The following is a 13,943-nucleotide window of genomic DNA, read 5'->3' on the forward strand; positions in this document are numbered from 1 at the left end:
GATCTTCACGGTTCGCTCTACTTTCAGCCCAGAGCAAGATGAAAGTAGAGCCAAAAGACATTTGTGCCGTCTTAGATTACTCTCTAGGAGGAGTGACAGTTCAGACGTACACTTCTACAAAATAGATGCCATTTCAAAATAGTTGTGGCAGAATTTGTAACACTCTTGTAGGAAGGTATGAAATTCAGAGGTGATTAAGGCAGCAAATTTAAGTAGAAAATTGTGATAAGTTGCGTAATCTTGCGAACAAGTTGAAAGGCAGGTTCGACCGAATTGTGCAGTTTCAAAACGTGAAAATTGCGAGAAAGTGAACTTCGGAAGTGATTGAAATTCCGTATCTTAGATGCGAATTAAGAAATTTCAATTTCTTCTGGAATTAGCAGGGATCAGAGTGAATCTAATTGATTGAAGTGGGATCTGAGCGAGACATTGCGATCGCGTTAATTCTTCGTTAGACTAAATTGCTTTAAATCAGTTTTGAAGGTGCATTCTAAGAAGTTGAAATCGCGATCAAAATGTTTCAAATTACCGTATCGGTAAAAAGAGATCCTTGATATGATAGCGCGTGACATTGGTGTGGTGTGTAAGGAGCAAAAATGCTGAGTTCAGTTGACTTCAGCGGCAGACCGTTTCATTTTATCGGTATCGGTGGAATTGGAATGTCAGCCCTAGCCTATGTGTTATTAGACCGTGAGTTGCCCGTATCTGGTTCAGATTTAAGAGCAAGTCACATCACGGAACGGCTACAGAGTTTGGGTGCAAAGATTTTTATCGGGCAGGATGCCTCGAACTTAGATCATTACAAACCGCTTCCCGTTTCGTCTCAGGCGAGTGCAGTCGGTTCGGTTGCGACCCTCGTTCCTCCCGCTACGCATACGGCGCTGTTGCCGCAAGTCGTTTGTTCCACCGCCATCAATCCCACGAATCCCGAATATCGAGCCGCCTTGGAATTAGGCTGTCCCATTTTTCATCGATCGGACATTCTCGCTGCACTGATTCAGGAATATAAAAGTATCGCCGTTGCTGGAACACATGGAAAGACAACGACCAGCAGCTTGATTAGTTATATGCTGTATGGCGCGAATCTTGATCCGACGGTGATTGTAGGTGGAGAAGTCAAAGCTTGGCAAGGAAATGCCCGAATTGGTCACGGTGAATACCTGGTTGCAGAAGCCGACGAATCGGATGGATCGCTCATAAAATTTGCACCTTACATTGGAATTATTACAAATGCAGAGTTGGATCATCCCGATCATTACAGCGATTTAGAACAAGTTGTTGAAACGTTCCAAACCTTTGCAAATCGATGCAAAATCACGATCGGATCAATTGATTGTGAAACAGTCCGCGATCGCATTCAGCCCACAATTACTTACAGTCTCAATCCTGAAACAAACGCAGACTACACCGTTGATCAAATCCAGTACGGTGGCGATGGCACGATCGCACGAGTTTGGGAACGGGGACAAGTCTTAGGGCAGATTAAACTTGGAATCCTGGGACAACATAATCTAAGTAATGCACTTGCCGCGATCGCGGTAGGGCGGTTATTGGGGTTAGAGTTTGACATCATTGCGAAAGCGATCGTACCGTTCGAGGGTGCACGTCGTCGATTCGAGCATCGAGGCGACTACAACAATATGCTTTTTATTGATGATTACGCACATCATCCGAGCGAACTGAAGGTCACGTTAGCTGCTGCACGATTGCAAGCCGCAAAAACGAATCGTCGGGTCGTCGCCATCTTCCAGCCGCACCGTTATAGTCGAACACAGACTTTTTTAACGGAATTTGCGGAGTCCTTCAGCGATGCTGATGTAGTAATCCTCAGTGATATCTACAGCGCTGGCGAACCGAATCCAGGCGACATTAGCGGGCAGACCCTCGCCAATCTGGTCGCGAAACAGCATTCGAGTGTGCACTACCAACCGTCCCTTCCTGCAATGGGCGACTTTCTTTCAAAAGTACTGACTCCAGGCGATCTCGTGATCTTCCTGGGTGCGGGCAATTTGAATCAGATTATCCCTGATGTGATGGCTTATCAGCAAAGTCTTGAAAAAGCTGCATCCTAAGTTGTGCTCTTGTTTATTGTGTTTCGTGCAATGGAGATCTGAACCCCGAATGAACTTGCGACTTGCGGCGACAGATCTCAGGTTGAAGCCATACCTGTAGAAACGTTATGACACTCTCTATTGATTCCCGGACTGTTCATTCACCTGGTTCTGATTTTTCCCGATCGAGTTCCTCCGCTTCGATCAAGCAACCGATTCGGTCTAAGATACTCACGATTCCGATCGCTGGTTCCGACGCTGTGTTGAAAGCCAATGTTCCCCTCGCTTCTTTAACCTCATTTCGAGTTGGAGGTCCTGCCGAATGGTATGCGGCTCCTCGAACACTCGAAGAATTGCAGGCGAGTTTGGAATGGGCACAGTCGCAAGGCGTTCCCGTGACGATGTTGGGAGCTGGATCGAATTTGCTCGTGAGCGATGCGGGATTACCAGGGCTTGTAATTTCAACACGACATTTAAGATTAACTCAATTTGACGATGCGACTGGACAAGTGACGGTCGGTGCAGGAGAACCGTTACCGAGACTCGCCTGGAAAATCGCCGATCGAGGTTGGCAAGGGTTTGAATGGGCGGTCGGAATTCCTGGCACAGTGGGCGGCGCGGTCGTCATGAATGCAGGAGCGCACCATAGCAGCATTTCAGAGATTTTAGTGAATGCGACTATCCTACTTCCCGATGGAACGACGCAGATTCTCACACCTGAAGATTTGCATTACCAATATCGCACTTCGGTGTTGCAAGGCAGTTCGCGCTATGTGACATACGCCACATTCCAACTTAAACCGGGGGCTGATCCAACCGCTGTGAATGCGGTCACTGCAAATCACAAACAACAGCGGCAGAATTCTCAACCGTATCATTTACCGAGTTGTGGCAGCGTGTTCCGCAATCCTGGGGAATATAAAGCGGGTTGGTTGATTGAGCAGGTGGGATTGAAAGGGCATCAGATCGGAGGTGCTCAGGTGGCGCAACGTCATGCGAATTTTATTTTGAACTGCGGTGGCGCGACTGCATCGGACATTTTCCAACTAATTCACCATGTGCAGCAGCGAGTTCATCAGGAATGGTCGCTGTTGCTCGAACCGGAAGTGAAGATGATGGGCGAATTTTAGAGGATGTTTGAGAAGGATAAAAAACGGCTTTGCTGCGTTGCGAGTCCGCCCGGAGATTCATTTCCGGGCTAATAGAGGAAACCCCGCTGAAGCGGGCTAAGAGAGTCATACGGAGTTTTTAGCCCAGTTTAGTGGGCTTCCCCTGATTAGCCCGGAGATTCATTTCCGGGCGGATGAATGCGATGAACGATTGCTTTTCAAACGCTCTCTTAGAGGGTGTTTGAAAAGTAGCCGTTCGGACACATTTACTCGCGCCGGACTAGAAGTCGGCGCTAACGGTGCGAAGTCCAGTAAACGGGACTCAAGACTCTGAAATCGGCTCCCAGTCCCCTTCAGTGGACTTCGTTCTGTTAGCCCCGAATTCCATTCCGGGGCGAGAGGACATCGTAGCGAAATGACTTTCTATACTTTTCAAACCCTCTCTTAGACTGGTAGGGATATCCCTATGCGATCGACTCCTTTGGAAGTGCGTCGGATTTGCAACCCGGTGTCATAATAAAGCTGTTTGATTGTCGTCTTGGCAATCTTATTCCACTCGTAACTTCATTTAAAACGTTATGTCACAAGGACAGGGATTTGGCTTCGGTCTTGGCAAAATGCGCGAATTGACCGACGCAATTAAGAAAGCGCAGCAGGTTCAAGAAGGCGCAAAACGGCTTCAAGAAGAACTCGAACAGATGCAGATCGTAGGCGAATCCGGCGGCGGTCTGGTGAAAGTGACGATGAGTGGAAATCAAGAGCCGCTAAAGGTGGAGATTTCGCCGGATGCACTGAAAGAAGATGCTGAAACACTGTCTGATTTGGTTTTGGCTGCAACCCGCAGCGCTTACGAAACTTCAACCGCAACAATGCGCGAGAAGATGGAAGACCTCACAGGTGGATTGAATTTGCCCGGATTGGGTTAAGAGAACTAAATGTTCGATCGAGCCGAGCTATGAATCTGTAGCTCGGTCTTTCAATTTATATTGATAACCGTGGCTGCACCTTTGGCAACTGTGGGCAAAATTTCCAGAATTCGTGGAACTAGCGGCTGCAAATCTGCCAATCGATTCGACGGTGCGGATAGAACCACAATCGCGAGGTCGAACTGCGGTAGATTTTGCTGAAACGGCAGATTGCGATCGACCGTGATAAAAACATCAAATTCAGTCGCAGCCAACGACAAGAGTTGACCGTTTTTGATACCTGCCCAGCCCATTTGGGGAACGGTTTTCACTTCGTGATCGGTAAAGGCTCTGGTGAATTTACGATCGATACATTCATCAATCAAAATTTTCATGCAGCCTGATCCGCGATGCTGCTTCCAATTTCTTCAAGCAAATTAATGACTTGCTGACGGCTGACTGTGGGAAATCCATCGAGAAAATCATCGATCGATTCTCCAGCTTTGAGATAATCCAAAAGGGTTTGAACTGGAACTCTCGTACCTGCAAACACTGGAGTTCCACTCATGATTTCAGAAGACACACTAATTGTTGGTGAGATTTCAATCATTTGTTTTCCGCTCCTCATTTGCATATTTACATCTTAATCGCTACTCTATACGTGCATGAATCTGGAGTAATCACTAATGGCGTATCGCTTGTTGTTCGTGTGTTTGGGAAATATTTGTCGATCGCCATCCGCTGAAAATATTATGAATCACTTGATTCGACAGGCGGGATTGGAGAATGAGATTGTGTGCGATTCCGCTGGGACATCGAGCTATCACATCGGCAGTTCGCCCGATCGAAGAATGACCGCAGCAGCAAAATTACGCGGCATTGAATTAGTCGGACGGGCGCGACAGTTTGAGCGATCGGATTTTGAGGAGTTCGACCTCATTCTGGCGATGGATCATGACAATTATGAAGCGATTTGTCCGATCGATCCGGCAGGAACTTATCAGAGCAAAGTGCAATTGATGTGTAACTTTTGTACTCAGCATCAATTGAGAGAAGTGCCAGATCCTTACTACGGTGGCACAGAAGGATTTAACTTTGTGATCGATTTGTTGCTGGATGCTTGTCAGGGATTGTTAGATTTCATCATTAAAGAAGAGAACTTAACACCCTCTTCCCCCCGTTCGATCGAGCGATCGTGATAGACTGAAATAACACAATTCCGAGCGGCATACCGGGAATAAATGCTTACGGCAGCTTGAGAGCGTTCAAGTGCCGCATTCTTGTCTTTACACGATCGCAGCAATCACAAGTTCAATGGTTATTTCTTCTACTCCCATCGTCCGCAAACCCTCGAAAGTTGAAGGCATCAAAGAGCGCAGTAATTTCTTGCGTGAACCTGTTGCTTCAGAATTGCGGCTTGACACGAAAGCATTCAGCGACGACGGCATTCAGTTAATTAAATTTCACGGGTCTTATCAGCAAGACAATCGTGATAATCGCGTCAAAGGTCAGGAAAAAGACTATTCGATGATGTTACGAACCCGCTCGCCAGGGGGATTCGTACCGCCAGAACTGTATTTGACGATCGATCGCTTATCGGACGAATACGGGAATCACACGATTCGGGTGACGACTCGCCAAGCGTTCCAGCTTCATGGCGTATTGAAAAAGAATTTGAAAGCGACAATTAGCGCGATCGTCAACAGCATGGGATCGACTCTGAGCGCTTGCGGTGACGTGAATCGAAATGTGATGTCTCCGCCTGCACCGTTCAGAAATCGTCCTGAATACGAATACGCTCGGAAGTATGCGAATAACCTGGCGGATTTGTTAACGCCGCAAGCAGGTGCATATTACGAAATTTGGCTCGATGGCGAGAAAGCGGTGACGGGTGAAGAAGATCCGGAAGTCGTGGCAGCCCGGAAGCGAAATATTAACGGCTCGAACATTGAGGATTCACCAGAGCCGATTTATGGAATGTACTATCTCCCGCGTAAGTTCAAAATCGGTGTGACGGTTCCTGGAGATAACTCGATCGATTTGTTCTCGCAAGATCTTTCGCTTGTGGTGTTGACAAACGATCAGGGTGAACTTGAAGGCTTCAACGTCTATGCAGGTGGCGGACTCGGACGGACACACGGGAAAGAAGAAACATTTCCTAGATTGGCAGATCCGATCGGGTATGTCGATCGAGCCGATGTTTATGATGTTGTGAAAGCGATCGTGGCAACTCAGCGCGATTATGGCGATCGTTCTGACCGTAGACATTCCCGGATGAAGTATCTCGTGGAAGAATGGGGCGTTGAAAAATTCCGCGCCAAAGTTGAAGAATATTTTGGCAAAGCGATTCAGCCGTCTCGACCCTTGCCCGAATTTGAGTTTAAGAACTATCTGGGCTGGAACGAACAAGGGGACGGCAAACTGTTTTATGGAATCTCGATCGAGAACGGTCGAATTAAAGATGACAGTGGCTTCAGACTGAAAACAGCACTGCGGAAAATTGTCACCAAGTTCAATCTTCCAATGTTGCTGACTCCGAGCCAAAATGTTCTGCTGTATGACATCAAGCCAGAAGACAGACAGCGCATCAATCGACTTCTACGAGAACACGGAATCGAGCGCCCCGACAAAATTGATCCATTGATTCGAGATGCAATGGCTTGTCCTGCACTTCCGACTTGCGGACTCGCGACTGCGGAATCTGAGCGGGTGAGCTTGCCTGTGTTGACTCGAATTCGGTTACTGCTCGATAAAGTGGGCTTGCCGAATGAATCGTTTATCGTGCGAATGACTGGATGCCCGAATGGATGTGCCCGTCCGTACTTGGCAGAATTGGCATTTGTGGGAAATGGTCCGAATACCTATCAAGTTTGGATGGGTGCGGCTCCGAACCAAACGAGACTCGCCAAAGTGTTTATCGAAAAGATGAACATGGATGACTTGGAAACGGTGTTTGAACCTGTGTTTACGTTGTTCAAGAAAGAGCGCAAACCGGGAGAAAGTTTTGGGGATTTCTGCGATCGATACAGTTTAGATCGAATCCACGAATTTACCGGAGTATAAACTAGAGGGGCGTGAACAGCGCCCTTTATTTATTGCGCCTTATGTTATCGACTTCGATCCGATTGCAATTAGAACCGGGGGAACGGGTGACACTCCAGCCTGTTTCCTGGCAGCGATTCGAGGAAGTTTTGGCGGAATTAGGCGATCGACGATTGCCGAGAGTTGCGTATGCGGATCAAACGTTAGAAATTATGGCTCCATTGCCGGAACATGAACGATCGAAGGTTTTGATCGCAGATTTAGTCAAACTACTGCTCAAAGCACAAAAGCGAAGATGGGAGCCGCTTGGATCAACAACCTTTAAGCGTGAGGAAATGTTAGCGGGCATTGAGCCAGATGATTGTTTTTACATTCAGAACTATCGATCGGTGATTGGAAAAGACCGAATCGATTTAACGGTTGATCCGCCGCCTGATCTAGCAATTGAAACCGATGTTACTTCTAAGACAGAACTATCCGCTTATCAAGCATTATGTGTTCCTGAGCTTTGGATTTATGCAAAAGGAAAGTTAAAAATCAATGTTCTAGAGAACGGAGAATACCGAGAAGTTTCAGTCAGTCCAACGTTTCCAGATTTTTCAGTGATTGATCTAATTCCTCAATTTATGCAACGTGCAAAAATAGTCGGTGTTAGTCAAGCTCTTGAGGAGTTTGAAGGGTTAATTCGATCGTAGGACATCAAGCTCATGAGCGTAATTATTTCGGATGATATTCTCCAAGCTGCACAGATTTCTGAGTCAGAGTTAAAGCGCGAGATTGCAATTTTGCTGTTTCAGCAGAAGAAGCTGAATCTGGGGAAAGCGCGAGAATTGGCAGGATTACCATTGATTGAATTTCAACGAGAATTGGCAGATCGAGGGATTACTATCTACGACGATGTAGCTGGATTTCAGACAGAAGTGGAGAACTTAAAAGCCTGGAGTGATTTGTGACGATCGTGTGCCATACTTCTCCGATTACCAATCTAGCAGCGATCGATCAGCTTGAAATTCTACATGCTGTTTATGGCGAAATTGTCATTCCTCAAGCAGTCTACGACGAATTAACGCAAGTAGAATACGCTGTGCCGGGAATGACAGAGGTTCAGGCTGTCGATTGGATTCAAGTCATAGCCGTTCGGGATCGCGTTCAGGTAGCAACTTTTCAGCAAGTGCTTCATGTGGGAGAAGCAGAAGCGATCACTCTCGCGTTGGAGCTTTCTGCGGAGCGATTATTGATTGATGAAGCCGCTGGACGAACTATTGCAGAAGCATCCGGATTGAAAGTCACAGGAATTCTTGGAGTTCTACTGATTGCGAAACAACGTGACTTAATTCCAAGAGTTCAGCCTGTGATTGATCGATTGATTAGCGAAGCGGGGTTTCGGGTCAGTTCTGCACTGTATCAAGCAATTCTGACTGCCGCTCAGGAGTGAAGAGAATGTCGCAACTACAACGGTTAGTTATTGCTGAATCACAAGTGCAAAACTCGATCGTATGTTTATCTTCGGAGCAACAGCACTATCTTCAGCGGGTTTTGAGATTGAAAAATGGCGATCGCTTTATCGCTCTCGATGGTAAAGGACACTCTTGGATTGCAACACTCGAATCCGATCAAGCAATATTAATCGAATCACTACAAGCATCATCAGAGTTATCAGTCTCGATCACATTAATGTTAGCGCTACCAAAAACGGGATTTGATGATGTTGTGCGGCAAGTGACTGAGTTAGGAGTGGCTTGTATTGCGCCTGTGATTAGCGATCGTACTTTACTGAATCCAAGCAGAAATAAACTCGATCGCTGGCGACGAATTGCCCAAGAAGCCGCAGAACAATCCGAACGCCAGATCGTACCAAGTATTTTAGAACCGATGCCTTTCTCGGTCGCATTAGAACAATTGCAAGCTGATTCGCGTTACCTTTGTGCCGAGCGTAGTACATCACAGCATCTATTGAATGGTGAGTTTGGCAATTCAGTGATTGTTGCGATCGGACCTGAAGGCGGGTGGACAACTCAGGAAATTGAAAGTGCGATCGCACATCACTATCAGCCTGTAACACTTGGAAAACGGATTCTGAGAGCAGTCACCGCTCCGATTGCAGCCGTTTCGCTGATTGCTGGACTGGTAGAAAGTCGCATGGGAAGTGAAATCTAAAAGAGCAGATTTTCGCACGAGATTATGTCATTGGATCAGATTGCAGCAGCCTTCGATCGCCAAGATTACAATTTAGCGGCTCGATTGGTGAAAGAGTTTCTTCAGGAATCACCTCAGAATCCTTGGGGGCATCTGTATAGAGCGCGATTGTACGAAGTCTCGAATAACTTTGAAGGTGCAACCACATTGTATGAGCAGCTTTTGAAAAACGTGACGCATCCAAAGATTGTGTCTCATGCGCGGCAAGGACTTCAGAGGATTGCAACCAAAACTCAGGCACTCAGACAACAAGCGATCGAGCAAGCCAAATCTGCACCCGAAAATACTGAACCGGGTTTACTCATTCTTGAAGCGATCGCGCCTGAATCTCGTCCCCAAGCTGCAAAAGATTTCGCTCGAACCTTCAATCTTGATGTGTATACGGCTCGATTGCACTTACCAAATCGCGGTTGGAAAATGTATCGATTAGGCGCGATCGGGGAACTGAACTTTTACCAACAGCAACTCAAAGCCGCAAACATTCCTGCTTTCTGCACAACCGAATCCGCGATCAAGACGGTTCCAGTATTTGAAGCATTGTACTTTGTGGATTATGCGCCGAAAGCTGTCGTCGTCTGCCACGACGAAAATGGACAGCTTGGATCACTTACCTTTGATTGGTCAGAAGTAGCTCAACGGGTCGAGGGACAGTTACCAATCTTTGAGCGCGTTGTAGATGGTTCGATGCGAAAAGGTGTAGAGCGTCAGCGCAAAGAGAAAACATTAGACTATGTGCAAGTCTGCGATCTGCATTTACCGAAAAGACGCTGCATTCTAAGACTCTGTGATTGGCGGTATCACTTTGATCAAGGCATTGAATTCGGCGCGATGGGCGATGCTACGATCGAGCTTGATCAATCGATCAATCGACTGCACTGGAATAGTTTGCTGAACTTTTTAACTGAGCAAACTTCTGAGAAACTACTCTGGTCAGACTTTGCTGTGTTTGGAGAAACCGCGATCGAGTTTCCGATTTTGCTCGATCGAATTCCAAATCATCTTGAAGCTTACGAATCTACCTCATGGGGTTCAGCTTTCCATCTCTATAGCAGCCTTGCTTTTAACCGCGATTCTGCATGATTTCGATGCGTTCTTCTGGTGGAGTTTGCTTTAGCCAAGAACTCGGCTGAACTATAGTTGAATCAACATCAGAACCCCATTCTCTCTGCAAGGCTTGAAGGAGTAAATCTTGTTGATGCCGTAGTTCAAGAATATCTGTACCGCGATTGATAATCGCAAACCAAACTAAACCTCGATCGCGTGTCGGAACAACTCCAGCCAAGGCGCTGACTTGATTCAAGGTTCCGGTTTTAATCACAGAATGCTTTGGAATGTCTCGCGTTTCCATTGTTCCGTTGAGATCAACTCCAGAGGTTGGGAAAAAATCAGCGATCGACAAATTTAGCGGGTGCATCATTTTTTCAATTGCTGCAAACATTGCACAAGCTGCATGAGGTGAAATCCGATTGTCTGTACCCAGTCCAGAACCATTTACCAATCGCAATTCATCCGGTGAAATATTCGCAGCTTTGGAAGCTTTTTCAATCACAGTCTTTGCACCGCCTAGATTGTCAGCTAACATCTGCGACATCTCATTTTGACTGTGAACATTCAAGTATTTGATCAGATGAACTAAGGGAAGCGCTCGATATTTCAACAACACTTGAGTTGGAGTTGCTGATCCAGTCTGCACATTGCCTTTTATTTCGATCGTCGGGCGGATCATTTCTTTCACACCGAACTCATCCCGAATGTCATCATCCCAAGTCTTCGAGTTCAATGCTGTTTTCAAGAGTTCGCCAGACTGAGTTGCCTCATCTCGAAAGCTCATCATAAAGCTGCCATTGATGATCAAATTGCCTGAAACGCGGTTAATTCCAAGCTTGTTAAGAGCATTTCCAATTGCGATCGCATCTTCCCACACAAATAATGGATCGCCGCCACCTTGAATAATCAGATCACCTTGAAGCGTTCCTTTGTCGATCGTCCCAGTTGATCCAATCACGGTTTCAAACTGATGATTCGCCCCCCAAGTTTGCAGTGCTGCTAATGAAGTTGCAACTTTCGTCAAAGAAGCTGCTGGTACTGGAGTTGTCCCCCGATTGTTCAACAGCAAATTCGTTCCAGACTGCAACCAAATTCCCTGCTCTTCAGATTTCAGCCCTTGAGAATTCAAGAACTTCAGATAGTCTTGGACAATCTTTTCCGCTGTTGGATCAGTCGTTTGCCAAAATGGAGTTTGAACCGTCGATCGAGCCATCATTTCACCCGGATCAAACGTAGATGGCAATCCTGCAAGCTTCAACCAGCCCGACACTAATCCTGCGCTCAACAGATCCAGCAAATCACTTCCTCCTGTACGGTAAAAGAGTATCGTTCAATCCTTGACTATGGCAAAGCCCGATCCGAATCGAATTTTACGACTTTTACCGATCGTTGTTGGCGTTCTCGGCGGAAGTTTGTTATTTACCAATCGAATTCTCACGCCTGATCTGACGAATTCCCAATCGCGATCGGATGTGATGGGTGTGATTTTGAGCGCGATTCTGATTCTGACTGGCTTACTCTGGCAGCAAATTCAACCTCGCACCCCCGACAGTGTGGAACTCATCGGAGAAGAAGGATTTGAACTCGATCCAGATTTGCCAGATGCAGTAAAAATCGAGTTAGCTTGGGCATCTCATATTTTGCTCACGAATACGGTTACGCGATCGCTAATTGTCTACTATCGCGGTAAAGTTCTCCTGCGTCGCGGCATTCTCAGCCCAAACAAAGAAGTCAAACCTGGAGCCATTTTGCAGCGTGTTCTCGATAAGCAGAAACCGATTTATCTCGTCGCTCTGTATGTTTATCCTGGCAAGATTGAGTTCGATTATCTGCCCGAAAATACTCAAGGCGTGATTTGTCAGCCGATCGGGAAAGAGGGCGTTCTGATTTTAGGAGCGAATGCGCCTCGGAGTTATACAAAACAGGATGAAAACTGGGTGAGTGCGATCGCTGAAAAACTCGATAATACGCTGAGTCAGTCGTGAAGATTACAAAGGCAAGTACAGCACAATTCCCTTCCACTCGTCCTGCTCAGTTGCATCAATCAGCAGCAGTAATTCATCGATCGCTTGTCTAATCGGCATTCGGTCATTAATGATAAACAGCCCTGCCAGTTGCTTGTCTTGCGATATGCGATCGTATGCAAAATCTGGCATCGTAGCTCGATCATGAGTTATGACAATTCTCCCGTTGTTCGCTGCCCATTCCAGAATTGTTGGATCGTCTAATTCTTGCAGTCCAACGTCTTGAACCCGCAGTAAATCAAGATTCGGCTGACGTAAAAACAACCCTCGAATAATATCGCCATTCAAATTCTCATCGCTCAAAAGTTTCAACATTGCGAGAGTTAAAGCGATCGTTGGGCTGAGAGTCTTGCTCGAATCGAACTTAAATCAGGCTGAGTTGCTGATAATCGTTGCTGGACAGTTTCCGCTAACTGCTCACGTTCATTCAAATAAGTGTTGATTTCTTGCTGATGCCGGAGATAATAGCCGATTGTTGTATAAACATCAGCAAGTGTAAGCGTTGAGTATCGCTGCACGATCGTTTCTGGGGAAGCGCCATCTTGAAACGATCGGATAACTAATTCAAGCAAAACTCTTGAATTTCCGACTCGAATGGCTCCTGATTCGTCTTTCCTAATCGGTGGCATCTCAGTTTCTAAAAGGAAGGTCACTTCTAATCTCCTTGAGAGCTATTAAAGTCAGCATTAAGTAGATAGGCACAATTAAACCTAAGTCCGGCGAATTCTCTCGCTTCGTTGCTGACTCGCCCTGAACTAGAAGTTCGGGCTAACAGTGCGAAGTAGGTTGAAACCCACTGAAGAGCTTGTCCTGATTCGCTCTTAGTCCCTGAAGGGGACTTCGCACTGTTAGCCCCGATTTCAATCCGGGGCGAAATAGAACGGAGCGAGTGATCTTCAAATTAATTCAGCCCACCTACTTACTTTAAATATACTTACTCTGATGACCCTCCTAGAATAATTTGTCTGCGATCGCTGAAAAGCTCGATAATACGCTCGGTCAGTTATGAACCGCTACAAACACCATCCACCGATCGCAGCATCAACGTTTGTAACCTTGTTATCTCTGTAGTAGATGAAAGGTTTGTAACTTTTAGAACAGATAAAAAGATCAGGCGTTTCTATGTAGCAGAATAGGTAATCCCTCTCCTTAATTAACGGGTTAATTGGAGTTGCCTGCTCAGGAGTTCCGTGATAACTGCATCGAAATCCATTGAACTGCAAGAGATTTTTCGCATCTCCGATCGAACTTCCCACAGATATGTGCTGGCGAAGTTCTTTTTTTAGTCGATTCTCACCGCCGCCAAGCCATATTTTCTTGCCAACTAACACAGGCAATGGATTTCCAATACTACATTGGGCAAGAAGAAAAACCAAAGAAGCGATCGTCAAAGAGAGCGTGATAAATCTCAGCTTTTGCTCGAAGGACATAAACTTTACTGCCGTAGAATGCCCTGATGCTAATTGAGGTAGCCCATTTTATAGTCATATCGTAGCCAGAGATTGAAGTGGTTATACGGATATTTGAACGCTGCAAAATAAAACGACAAGTTGTAGCATAGAAAGATTT

Annotated in this window: 17 protein-coding genes; 11 read left to right on the plus strand and 6 right to left on the minus strand. The window is 46.2% G+C overall.

The window, feature by feature from the left end:
• The first annotated feature begins 596 nt into the window (after positions 1–596).
• From murC to ACQ4M5_RS21280, 3 genes are all read left to right on the plus strand, one after another.
• Complete coding sequence (gene murC, locus ACQ4M5_RS21270; RefSeq protein ID WP_430677686.1) at positions 597–2,072, plus strand: UDP-N-acetylmuramate--L-alanine ligase; 1,476 nt, start codon at positions 597–599, stop codon at positions 2,070–2,072.
• Positions 2,073–2,179: 107 nt separating this feature from the next.
• Positions 2,180–3,181: a UDP-N-acetylmuramate dehydrogenase gene (gene murB, locus ACQ4M5_RS21275; protein WP_430677687.1), complete on the plus strand. Its 1,002-nt coding sequence runs from the start codon at positions 2,180–2,182 to the stop codon at positions 3,179–3,181.
• A 557-nt stretch (positions 3,182–3,738) separates the two neighbouring features.
• Entirely contained in the window at positions 3,739–4,086 is a 348-nt protein-coding gene (locus ACQ4M5_RS21280) for a YbaB/EbfC family nucleoid-associated protein (RefSeq protein ID WP_058998976.1), read from the plus strand.
• A 50-nt stretch (positions 4,087–4,136) separates the two neighbouring features.
• Here the strand turns inward: ACQ4M5_RS21280 and ACQ4M5_RS21285 are convergent, their stop codons facing one another.
• Both ACQ4M5_RS21285 and ACQ4M5_RS21290 read right to left on the minus strand, forming a co-directional pair.
• Positions 4,137–4,460 (minus strand): DUF5615 family PIN-like protein, encoded by a 324-nt coding sequence (locus ACQ4M5_RS21285; protein WP_430677688.1) that lies wholly within the window; start codon positions 4,458–4,460, stop codon positions 4,137–4,139.
• A complete protein-coding gene (locus ACQ4M5_RS21290) occupies positions 4,457–4,675 on the minus strand; it encodes a DUF433 domain-containing protein (protein WP_430677689.1) in 219 nt (72 codons plus the stop codon). Before ACQ4M5_RS21290 ends, ACQ4M5_RS21285 begins: the two co-directional genes overlap by 4 nt.
• Before the next feature lie 76 nt (positions 4,676–4,751).
• On the opposite strand from ACQ4M5_RS21290, the gene ACQ4M5_RS21295 reads away from it, so the two are divergent.
• The 7 genes from ACQ4M5_RS21295 (at position 4,752) to ACQ4M5_RS21325 (ending at position 10,383) form a co-directional block, all read left to right on the plus strand.
• On the plus strand, positions 4,752–5,264 hold the full coding sequence (locus tag ACQ4M5_RS21295) for a low molecular weight protein-tyrosine-phosphatase (protein WP_430677690.1): 513 nt from the start codon (positions 4,752–4,754) through the stop codon (positions 5,262–5,264).
• Between the two features lie 70 nt (positions 5,265–5,334).
• Complete coding sequence (gene sir, locus ACQ4M5_RS21300) at positions 5,335–7,128, plus strand: sulfite reductase, ferredoxin dependent (RefSeq protein ID WP_430677691.1); 1,794 nt, start codon at positions 5,335–5,337, stop codon at positions 7,126–7,128.
• A 41-nt stretch (positions 7,129–7,169) separates the two neighbouring features.
• A complete protein-coding gene (locus tag ACQ4M5_RS21305) occupies positions 7,170–7,802 on the plus strand; it encodes a Uma2 family endonuclease (protein ID WP_430677692.1) in 633 nt (210 codons plus the stop codon).
• A gap of 12 nt (positions 7,803–7,814) precedes the next feature.
• Positions 7,815–8,060, plus strand: coding sequence for a UPF0175 family protein (locus ACQ4M5_RS21310; RefSeq protein WP_430677693.1), 246 nt, complete (start codon positions 7,815–7,817; stop codon positions 8,058–8,060).
• Positions 8,057–8,542 (plus strand): DUF3368 domain-containing protein, encoded by a 486-nt coding sequence (locus ACQ4M5_RS21315; protein WP_430677694.1) that lies wholly within the window; start codon positions 8,057–8,059, stop codon positions 8,540–8,542. The genes ACQ4M5_RS21310 and ACQ4M5_RS21315 overlap by 4 nt, the downstream gene beginning before the upstream one ends.
• A gap of 5 nt (positions 8,543–8,547) precedes the next feature.
• On the plus strand, positions 8,548–9,264 hold the full coding sequence (locus tag ACQ4M5_RS21320) for a 16S rRNA (uracil(1498)-N(3))-methyltransferase (protein ID WP_430677695.1): 717 nt from the start codon (positions 8,548–8,550) through the stop codon (positions 9,262–9,264).
• A 24-nt stretch (positions 9,265–9,288) separates the two neighbouring features.
• Positions 9,289–10,383, plus strand: coding sequence for a tetratricopeptide repeat protein (locus ACQ4M5_RS21325; RefSeq protein WP_430677696.1), 1,095 nt, complete (start codon positions 9,289–9,291; stop codon positions 10,381–10,383).
• On the opposite strand, the gene ACQ4M5_RS21330 is transcribed toward ACQ4M5_RS21325, so the two are convergent.
• Complete coding sequence (locus ACQ4M5_RS21330; protein ID WP_430677698.1) at positions 10,364–11,647, minus strand: D-alanyl-D-alanine carboxypeptidase; 1,284 nt, start codon at positions 11,645–11,647, stop codon at positions 10,364–10,366. The genes ACQ4M5_RS21325 and ACQ4M5_RS21330 overlap by 20 nt on opposite strands.
• Before the next feature lie 46 nt (positions 11,648–11,693).
• Between ACQ4M5_RS21330 and ACQ4M5_RS21335 the strand changes: the two genes are divergently transcribed.
• Entirely contained in the window at positions 11,694–12,335 is a 642-nt protein-coding gene (locus tag ACQ4M5_RS21335; RefSeq protein ID WP_430677699.1) for a cofactor assembly of complex C subunit B, read from the plus strand.
• Between the two features lie 3 nt (positions 12,336–12,338).
• On the opposite strand, the gene ACQ4M5_RS21340 is transcribed toward ACQ4M5_RS21335, so the two are convergent.
• From ACQ4M5_RS21340 to ACQ4M5_RS21350, 3 genes are all read right to left on the minus strand, one after another.
• Positions 12,339–12,689, minus strand: coding sequence for a DUF5615 family PIN-like protein (locus ACQ4M5_RS21340; RefSeq protein ID WP_430677700.1), 351 nt, complete (start codon positions 12,687–12,689; stop codon positions 12,339–12,341).
• Positions 12,690–12,697: 8 nt separating this feature from the next.
• On the minus strand, positions 12,698–13,027 hold the full coding sequence (locus tag ACQ4M5_RS21345; protein WP_430677701.1) for a DUF433 domain-containing protein: 330 nt from the start codon (positions 13,025–13,027) through the stop codon (positions 12,698–12,700).
• A gap of 360 nt (positions 13,028–13,387) precedes the next feature.
• The gene (locus tag ACQ4M5_RS21350) at positions 13,388–13,804 is read right to left on the minus strand and encodes a hypothetical protein (RefSeq protein ID WP_430677702.1); all 417 of its coding nucleotides are present in this window, start codon (positions 13,802–13,804) and stop codon (positions 13,388–13,390) included.
• Positions 13,805–13,943: the final 139 nt, after the last annotated feature.

This window comes from Leptolyngbya sp. AN10 (assembly GCF_050565645.1).
GTDB lineage: Bacteria > Cyanobacteriota > Cyanobacteriia > Leptolyngbyales > Leptolyngbyaceae > Leptolyngbya.

What these genes read in the sequence shown, in the direction of transcription:
- murC (WP_430677686.1), top strand. Translation starts at nt 597, where the DNA reads ATGCTGAGTTCAGTTGACTTCAGCGGCAGACCGTTTCATTTTATCGGT.
- ACQ4M5_RS21350 (WP_430677702.1), bottom strand. Translation starts at nt 13,804, where the DNA reads ATGTCCTTCGAGCAAAAGCTGAGATTTATCACGCTCTCTTTGACGATC.
- ACQ4M5_RS21285 (WP_430677688.1), bottom strand. Translation starts at nt 4,460, where the DNA reads ATGAAAATTTTGATTGATGAATGTATCGATCGTAAATTCACCAGAGCC.
- ACQ4M5_RS21310 (WP_430677693.1), top strand. Translation starts at nt 7,815, where the DNA reads ATGAGCGTAATTATTTCGGATGATATTCTCCAAGCTGCACAGATTTCT.
- murB (WP_430677687.1), top strand. Translation starts at nt 2,180, where the DNA reads ATGACACTCTCTATTGATTCCCGGACTGTTCATTCACCTGGTTCTGAT.
- ACQ4M5_RS21340 (WP_430677700.1), bottom strand. Translation starts at nt 12,689, where the DNA reads ATGTTGAAACTTTTGAGCGATGAGAATTTGAATGGCGATATTATTCGA.
- ACQ4M5_RS21290 (WP_430677689.1), bottom strand. Translation starts at nt 4,675, where the DNA reads ATGATTGAAATCTCACCAACAATTAGTGTGTCTTCTGAAATCATGAGT.
- ACQ4M5_RS21320 (WP_430677695.1), top strand. Translation starts at nt 8,548, where the DNA reads ATGTCGCAACTACAACGGTTAGTTATTGCTGAATCACAAGTGCAAAAC.
- ACQ4M5_RS21335 (WP_430677699.1), top strand. Translation starts at nt 11,694, where the DNA reads ATGGCAAAGCCCGATCCGAATCGAATTTTACGACTTTTACCGATCGTT.
- ACQ4M5_RS21305 (WP_430677692.1), top strand. Translation starts at nt 7,170, where the DNA reads ATGTTATCGACTTCGATCCGATTGCAATTAGAACCGGGGGAACGGGTG.
- ACQ4M5_RS21325 (WP_430677696.1), top strand. Translation starts at nt 9,289, where the DNA reads ATGTCATTGGATCAGATTGCAGCAGCCTTCGATCGCCAAGATTACAAT.
- ACQ4M5_RS21280 (WP_058998976.1), top strand. Translation starts at nt 3,739, where the DNA reads ATGTCACAAGGACAGGGATTTGGCTTCGGTCTTGGCAAAATGCGCGAA.
- ACQ4M5_RS21295 (WP_430677690.1), top strand. Translation starts at nt 4,752, where the DNA reads ATGGCGTATCGCTTGTTGTTCGTGTGTTTGGGAAATATTTGTCGATCG.